Origin of the sequence: Citrobacter sp. wls826 (genome assembly GCF_005281245.1) — a bacterium.
GTDB classification, from domain to species: Bacteria; Pseudomonadota; Gammaproteobacteria; order Enterobacterales; family Enterobacteriaceae; genus Citrobacter; species Citrobacter braakii.
Genome location: NZ_SZWS01000018.1, coordinates 256,220 through 263,057, shown reverse-complemented (window position 1 = coordinate 263,057; position 6,838 = coordinate 256,220). Strand labels below are relative to the sequence as shown.

Below are 6,838 nucleotides of genomic sequence, written 5' to 3'. Positions count from 1 at the left end.
GCCTGGCTGTGGTGGAAGTGGCTGGCAAGGCGCGTACAAGATCAGAAACCCGCCGACAGCCATCTTAACCAGCGCGGGCAGCAGTTGGTTGGCCGTCGATTTATTCTGGAAACCGCCCTGGTCAATGGCCGCGGACATATGCGCGTCGGCGACAGCTCATGGCCCGTCAGCGCCCGCGACGATTTGTGCGCCGGAACGCAGGTTGAAGTTATTGCCGTTGAGGGAATTACCCTGATTATTACAGCGGTATCACACTAAAAAGACAGGAAATAAGACTATGGTCAGGAAGACACCCCTTGCCTTTGCCCTTTGCTCATTATTGGTCGCCGCCCCGCAGGTATTCGCCTCTTTCGATATGGAAGACTGCAAATGGAGCGACGACAGCTGCCTGCTGAAAGGCACCCCCACCTTCAATCCGGAAAACGACAGCCGTGATAACCTGCTGCGGCTGCTGAGCCAGGAGAAATCATTTGCTCTGCCGGTGCAGTCGATGCCGGCGGACATCACCCGCTCCCGCGATTTCTATTTTGCGTATCATCCGCAGTGGGATGACATTGCCCCGCAGCCAGCCGCAGCGCAGGTATCTGCCGAAGACAGCCCCCTGTCCCGACAGATAGCCGAACTGAACATTAGCGCAGACGAAATAAACGTCAACGACGCTGAGCTTGAGAACCGTCATGTTTCGAACAATACCGCGAGCGTCAGCGCGTTTTTTGCCGCACTGCTGGCCGACTCAACGTTAACGGCAAATCAGCGTCAGGCCCTGGCCCAGGCGCGCACAGGACTGTTATCCGGGGCAACCCGCGAGCAGATTGAGTCATCGCTTGCCACTCTCCCGGCAGATTCTCCAGCTCAGTCCTACAAAAGCTATCTGGCAGCGGCCGCCAGTTTTTATGCCGGTGATTATGCCAGCGCCGAACAGGATTTCGCTCAGCTAGCCAAAAGCGATCGTCCGTGGCTGGCTGAGACCGCGCAATACATGCTGATACGTGCGGCGTTGAACAAAAGCAGCCAGAACAGCGTGGGCGAGTACGGCGATTTTGATATCACAAAAATTAACCGCGAGGACGCTTCTCAGGCTCAGACGCTGGCGCAAGCCTATCTGCAACACTACCCGCAAGGCCTGTACGCCGCTTCCTCGCACGGTATGCTGCGTCGTATCAACTGGTATTTACAGGCGTGGCCGCAATTGGCGGGGTTGTATGAGCAGACGCTTCAGCAATCGGCTGACGCACAGCAACTGCGTGAGATCGTCATCGAATACGATAATGTCTACGGCATGGCGTTCTACGAACAGTCCGTGGTGGAGGCTTTCCCCGATGCGCCGCTTGTCAGCTATATCGAACTGCTGCGCGCGTTGCGCCTGAATAACAACAACAAACCAACGCTGACGCAGGCCCAGCTTGACGCCAGCAAACCGGTGTTTGAGCAGAGCCAAAAACTGCCGCTATGGCGCGATCTGCAGCTGAATCTGTGGCTGGCAACGGGCAACTACGCGGCGATTATTTCGGCAGTTACCCCAGCGCAGAAACTTCCGGCCCACGATACGCTGGCCTTCAGCGAACAGGTGCTGTACGGCGAAGCGCTGATGGGCCAGCAGAAATGGCCCACGGCACGTGATTTCTGGCAGACATTGCTGAAGCTCAGCCAGGACAATGAACAGCAGCAGTATGTGCAGGCTAAGCTAGCCGCGACGCTGGTTTATAGCGGCGACGTGGCGGCAATTTTCGCCCCAGAAAGCGCAGTAACTAACCTGCGCTTTCGCTCGCAGGTGCTGAAAACCCAGGCCACGCCTGAACTACTGCGCCAGCAAGCCGTCCACGGCCCTAATAACGAAGAGCGTACCATCGCCCTGCATACGCTGCTGGTGCGGGATCTCACTGAGCATCGCTTTGACGACTGGCTGAATGACAGAAAACTGGCCAGCGCCATTACGCCGCCGGTCATTGGCGAAGCGTTTGATGACGTTAATCTGAGTATTTTCGACTGGAACGGCGACTCTGCCGAGAGCGGTTATACCTGTCGCAGCCTCAATGAAACGGTAACGGTTCTGAGCAAACAAGCGCATGATGCCCACGCCCTGAACTGCTTAGGCGAATTTTTCCGCACTACGCAAACCCACGTTGATTTATGGAAAAACAGTTCCGGCAACGATGTGCTTGGATCAGCAATCTCGCGCAAGAAACCGTTCGGCCAGTTCGACAGGCAAAGCTACTACCAGCAGGTGATCACATCGCCAAAAGCAGAGGTTGAAGATAAGAGCTTTGCGCTGTATCGCGCCATCATGTGCTATGCGCCGTCAGGCTCTAACGAGTGCGGCGGTGAGGAAGTGGATAAACTACAGCGTAAAGGCTGGTTCACCCAACTGAAAACGCAGTATCCGGGAAGTCCGTGGGCGCAAAAACTCAAATACTACTGGTAACTGCGCTGCTACTCGGCCAGGCACAGGCGGCGGAAATCGTCGCCGCCCGTGAACATCCGGCCTTCTGGCTATGGTCCGGAGTGAAGGCCAGTGACGAGCTGAAAAACGCACAAACAGTCTATCTGCATCAGGGCGAAGTCCTGGTTCGTTCAGGTAACGTGGTGTTCCAGCGTCTCGGGCTGCCGGTTAATCGCCTGACTTTCCCCTCTATCTGGTTGACCGTGCGCTTTACCACACTCGACGTACCGGAGGAGATCCCGGCGCGCATCATACGCTTGATGCAACGCTGGCAGGCGGCCGGAAATCACGTCATCGGCCTGCAGGTTGATTTTGACGCGGCGACCCATCAGCTTGCCGATTACGCCTACTTTCTGCAGCAGTTACGCCAACGGCTACCGACCGAGTTTGCACTTGGCGTAACCGGACTACTGGATTGGGCAAAAACGGGCGACGTCGCCACGCTGAACGCGCTGGCGGTCGATGAACTGGTGGTCCAGAGCTATCAGGGGCGTCACACGGTACCGAATTATCAGGCGTATCTGCCCGCCCTCAGTCGTCTGCGCATTCCATTTAAGCTGGGGCTGGTACAAAACGGTAGCCGGGACCCGCAGGCTGAAGCGCAGCTTGAGAAATCACCGTGGTACCGCGGCACGGTGGTGTTTATGCTTAATCCGCCACCCCGTTAAGCCTTCGCTTTGTGGTGGCAGCAGCCGGAGAGATTATCAATAATCGGGCATTCAGCGCTGTCATCGCCAGGGCAACTCTCCGCCAGCGCCAACAAATGCAAGCGCATAGCCTGCAGCTCGCTGATATGGCGCTCAATGTCCGCCACCTTTTCTAACGTACGCTTTTTCACATCTGCGCTGTGACGCGCCGGATCGTTAAACAGGTTCACCAACTCGCCGCACTCTTCCAGGTTAAAACCAACCTGTCGTGCCTGTCGCAACAGCGTAAGCTCATTCAGATGCTGTTGGTTGTATGTGCGATAGCCATTTTCGCTACGCAGCGGCGGCGTCACTAACCCCTTTTCTTCGTAAAAGCGTATCGCTTTGCTGGTTAAACCGGTTTTTTTCGCAACATCGCTAATATTCACATTTCCCCCGCTGATCTTGTTGGTACTGAGCCACATTATAGCCCACATTGCCGTAATCCTTTACCCAAGAACCCCGCGCATTTTCCACCATCACAGCGATGCACAAATCCTTTTAATTCACATTGTTATATCCGATTCAGATCACATTTCAGCATTTATTGACCACGCAAAATTGACTCAAATCAAAAGATGCATCGGTTCTGCACCTTTCATCTTGAACAAAGGGAAACAATTTTATATACAAACGCGAATGATAATGATGATCATTTACATTCAATAAAGGTTCTCTTATGTTGCCACGGATTAACCAAAGGCCATTTATTCTTTCAGCCCTGACATTATGCATGTCCGGCGCTACTTTTGCAGCGACCTCTCCAACACACGGCTCAACGTCCGACGAAGATACGGTGATCGTTACGGCTAACCGCACAGAAAGTAGTCTCTGGGATAGCCCGGCAACCATTCAGGTTATCGATCGCCAGACGCTACAAAATTCCACCAGCGTTTCTCTTGCTGATGATTTACAAGATATCCCCGGCGTCGAAGTTACCGATAACGCTCTCGCAGGTCGGAAACAAATTCGTATCCGTGGCGAAGCTTCTTCGCGGGTGCTGATTTTGATAGACGGCCAGGTCGTCAGCTACCAACGTGCCGGACAAAACTACGGAGCCGGTTTACTGATTGACGAATCCGCGCTGGAACGTATTGAAGTGGTCAAAGGCCCTTATTCTGTCCTCTATGGTTCGCAGGCAATTGGCGGCGTCGTGAACTTTATTACCAAAAAAGGCGGCGATAAGCCTTTGGGTGGTAGCGTTAAGGCTGTTTATAACTCCGCAACGGCAGGATGGGAAGAGTCAGCGGCAGCCTGGGGAAGCATCGGTAACTTTGACTACCGCATCAATGGCAGCTATTCCGACCAGGGGGATCGCGATACACCTGACGGAAGATTGCCCGACACCAACTTCCGTAATAACGGTCAGGGAGTGTGGCTTGGCTACAACCTCGATCGCCACAAAATTGGGCTCTCACTCGACCGTTATAAGCTATCCACTCAAACCTGGTTTGACGATCCCGAAGGTCAGTTCGATGACTTTAGCGTCAAAATTCCTAAGCTGGAACGCGAGAAAATCGGTCTTTTCTACGACTACGCGGCCGACGGGGATTACCTGAAGAATATCCATTTTGACGCATATACCCAGACAATAGAGCGCAAATTTGAAAACCGGGTCAAAACGACCCAGATTATCCCCAGCCCGATGATTAAAGCGCTGACGGTAAGCAATCAAACCAATACCAACGACAAACAATATACCCAGGGTGTAACGCTGCAGGGCAATATCTCCCTTCCGGCTAACAACACGCTGGTGATTGGCACCCAGTATCAGCATGACAAAATAAAACAGGACACGGACGGCAGTACGCGCCAGACCGCGGCTACCGGCTTCTTTGATACGCAAACCCGTACCCTGTCATATAACGAAGCGGAACAAAGCAACACCTCACTGTTCGCGCAAAACGACTGGCGCTTTGCCGATGACTGGACGTGGACCGTGGGCGCACGCCAGTACTGGCTGTCTTCGAAACTCAATCGCAACGATACGCAAACCATCCAAAGCAGCGGCACCACCTGGCAATCCACCGGGGGAAATTCCGTTCACGATGATGAACTGGTGACCTCGACCAGCCTGCGCTATTCCGGCTTTGAAGATCTTGAACTTCGGGCTGCATACGCCCAGGGCTATGTCTTCCCCACGCTTACTCAGTTGTTCATGCAGACATCCGCCGGCGGCAGCGTTACCTACGGCAACCCAAACCTGAAGGCGGAACACTCAAATAACTATGAGTTGGGCGCGCGGTATAAAGGGAATATGTGGCTGATTGACGGCGCTATTTATTACTCCGAAGCCAAAGACTATATCGCCAGTCTGGCCTGTTCAGGCCAACCCGTTTGCAACGGCAACACCACCTCTTCCCGCGGCGGCTATTACTACTACGACAACATCGATCGTGCCAAAACCTGGGGCATGGAATTAACCGCAGAATACAACGGCTGGGCGGTTTCACCCTACCTGAGCGGTAATCTCATTCGCCGTCAATACGAAGGCAACACCATAAAAACCTGGGATACCGGCGAACCCACGCTGACCGGGCGCGTTGGCCTGAAACATACCTGGTTGATGAATGCCGCTAACGTGACGTCCGATGTCTTTATTCGCGCGGCGTCCCGCGCCAAAGATAATACCGGCACCACGGAAATAAACTATCCAGGCTGGGCCACGCTTAACCTCGCATTCAACACCGAGTTTGGTCCGCAGGACCAGTATCAGGTCAACCTCGCGCTCAACAACCTGACCGACAAGCGTTACAGAACCGCGCATGAATCTATCCCAGACGCTGGTTTCAATGCCGCTGTTGGCTTTGCGTGGAATTTCTGACGATGAAAAAACTCATGATTGGCTTACTGAGCCTCGCCTGTGTTTTCAGCGCCCAGTCCGCTGACCGCCTGGTGGTGGCGGGCGGTTCGCTTAGCGAACTGATTTACGCCATGGGCGTCGGCAACCGGGTGGTTGGCGTCGATGAAACCACCTCGTACCCACCTGAAACTGCCGCACTCCCGCATATCGGCTACTGGAAGCAGTTAAGCAGCGAGGGCATTTTATCGCTGCACCCGGACAGCTTTATCACCTGGCAGGATGCAGGTCCTAAAATCGTTTTGGATCAGCTCCGGGCGCAGAAAGTTAACGTCGTTACATTGCCGCGCGTACCGGCCACCGTCGAGCAGATGTACGCCAACATTAGGGAGCTGGCTCAAACGCTGCGCATTCCTGAACAAGGTGAAGCGCTGGTCAATCGCCTGCATCAACGTCTGGATCGTGTTCAGCACAGCGTGGCGGCGAAAAATGCGCCGGTCAAAGCCATGTTCATTCTCTCCGCTGGCGGCAGCGCGCCGCAGGTCGCCGGCAAGGGCAGCGTTGCCGATGCCATTATGACCCTTGCAGGCGCACAAAATGTCGCCACCCACGCGCAGTATAAAAGTTACAGCGCGGAGTCGCTGATCGCCGCCAACCCGGAGGTGATCGTGGTGACGTCGCAAATGGTGGATGGCGATCTGGCTCGTCTGAGCGCGATTGCCGGTATTACTCACACTGCGGCCTGGAAAAATCAGCGCATTGTGGCGGTAGACCAGGCGCTGATTCTGGGAATGGGGCCTCGCGTCGCCGATGCGGTTGAAGCCCTGCACCAGCAATTCTGGCCTCACTAACTGGATTTATAAAAAAGAATGAAAACTGAACACTCGCTGGATCTCACCGCGCATTTTGCGC

At 54.5% G+C, this 6,838-nt stretch carries 6 protein-coding genes; 5 read left to right on the top strand and 1 reads right to left on the bottom strand.

Going from position 1 to position 6,838, the window contains the following annotated elements:
* From FDW87_RS03925 to FDW87_RS03915, 3 genes are all read left to right on the top strand, one after another.
* The coding region (locus tag FDW87_RS03925) for an NfeD family protein (protein ID WP_137379485.1) at nt 1-258 on the top strand (258 nt) is incomplete at its 5' end.
* A 19-nt stretch (nt 259-277) separates the two neighbouring features.
* Nucleotides 278-2,422, top strand: a complete 2,145-nt coding sequence (locus FDW87_RS03920) for a hypothetical protein (RefSeq protein ID WP_016155891.1) — start codon at nt 278-280, stop codon at nt 2,420-2,422.
* Nucleotides 2,392-3,108 carry a DUF3142 domain-containing protein gene (locus FDW87_RS03915; protein ID WP_016155890.1) on the top strand — a complete coding sequence of 239 codons (717 nt, stop codon included), beginning with the start codon at nt 2,392-2,394 and terminating at the stop codon, nt 3,106-3,108. The genes FDW87_RS03920 and FDW87_RS03915 overlap by 31 nt, the downstream gene beginning before the upstream one ends.
* Here FDW87_RS03915 and cueR read toward each other — a convergent pair.
* On the bottom strand, nt 3,105-3,515 hold the full coding sequence (gene cueR, locus FDW87_RS03910) for a Cu(I)-responsive transcriptional regulator (RefSeq protein WP_029139441.1): 411 nt from the start codon (nt 3,513-3,515) through the stop codon (nt 3,105-3,107). The genes FDW87_RS03915 and cueR overlap by 4 nt on opposite strands.
* Nucleotides 3,516-3,805: 290 nt before the next feature.
* Between cueR and FDW87_RS03905 the strand changes: the two genes are divergently transcribed.
* Both FDW87_RS03905 and FDW87_RS03900 read left to right on the top strand, forming a co-directional pair.
* Nucleotides 3,806-5,950, top strand: coding sequence for a TonB-dependent siderophore receptor (locus FDW87_RS03905; protein WP_137379469.1), 2,145 nt, complete (start codon nt 3,806-3,808; stop codon nt 5,948-5,950).
* Nucleotides 5,951-5,952: 2 nt separating this feature from the next.
* Complete coding sequence (locus tag FDW87_RS03900; protein WP_137379468.1) at nt 5,953-6,777, top strand: hemin ABC transporter substrate-binding protein; 825 nt, start codon at nt 5,953-5,955, stop codon at nt 6,775-6,777.
* The last annotated feature ends 61 nt before the right edge of the window (nt 6,778-6,838 follow it).

Excerpts from the sequence above, each read along its gene's own strand:
- FDW87_RS03920 (WP_016155891.1), top strand. The coding sequence starts at position 278 with ATGGTCAGGAAGACACCCCTTGCCTTTGCCCTTTGCTCATTATTGGTC.
- FDW87_RS03905 (WP_137379469.1), top strand. The coding sequence starts at position 3,806 with ATGTTGCCACGGATTAACCAAAGGCCATTTATTCTTTCAGCCCTGACA.
- FDW87_RS03900 (WP_137379468.1), top strand. The coding sequence starts at position 5,953 with ATGAAAAAACTCATGATTGGCTTACTGAGCCTCGCCTGTGTTTTCAGC.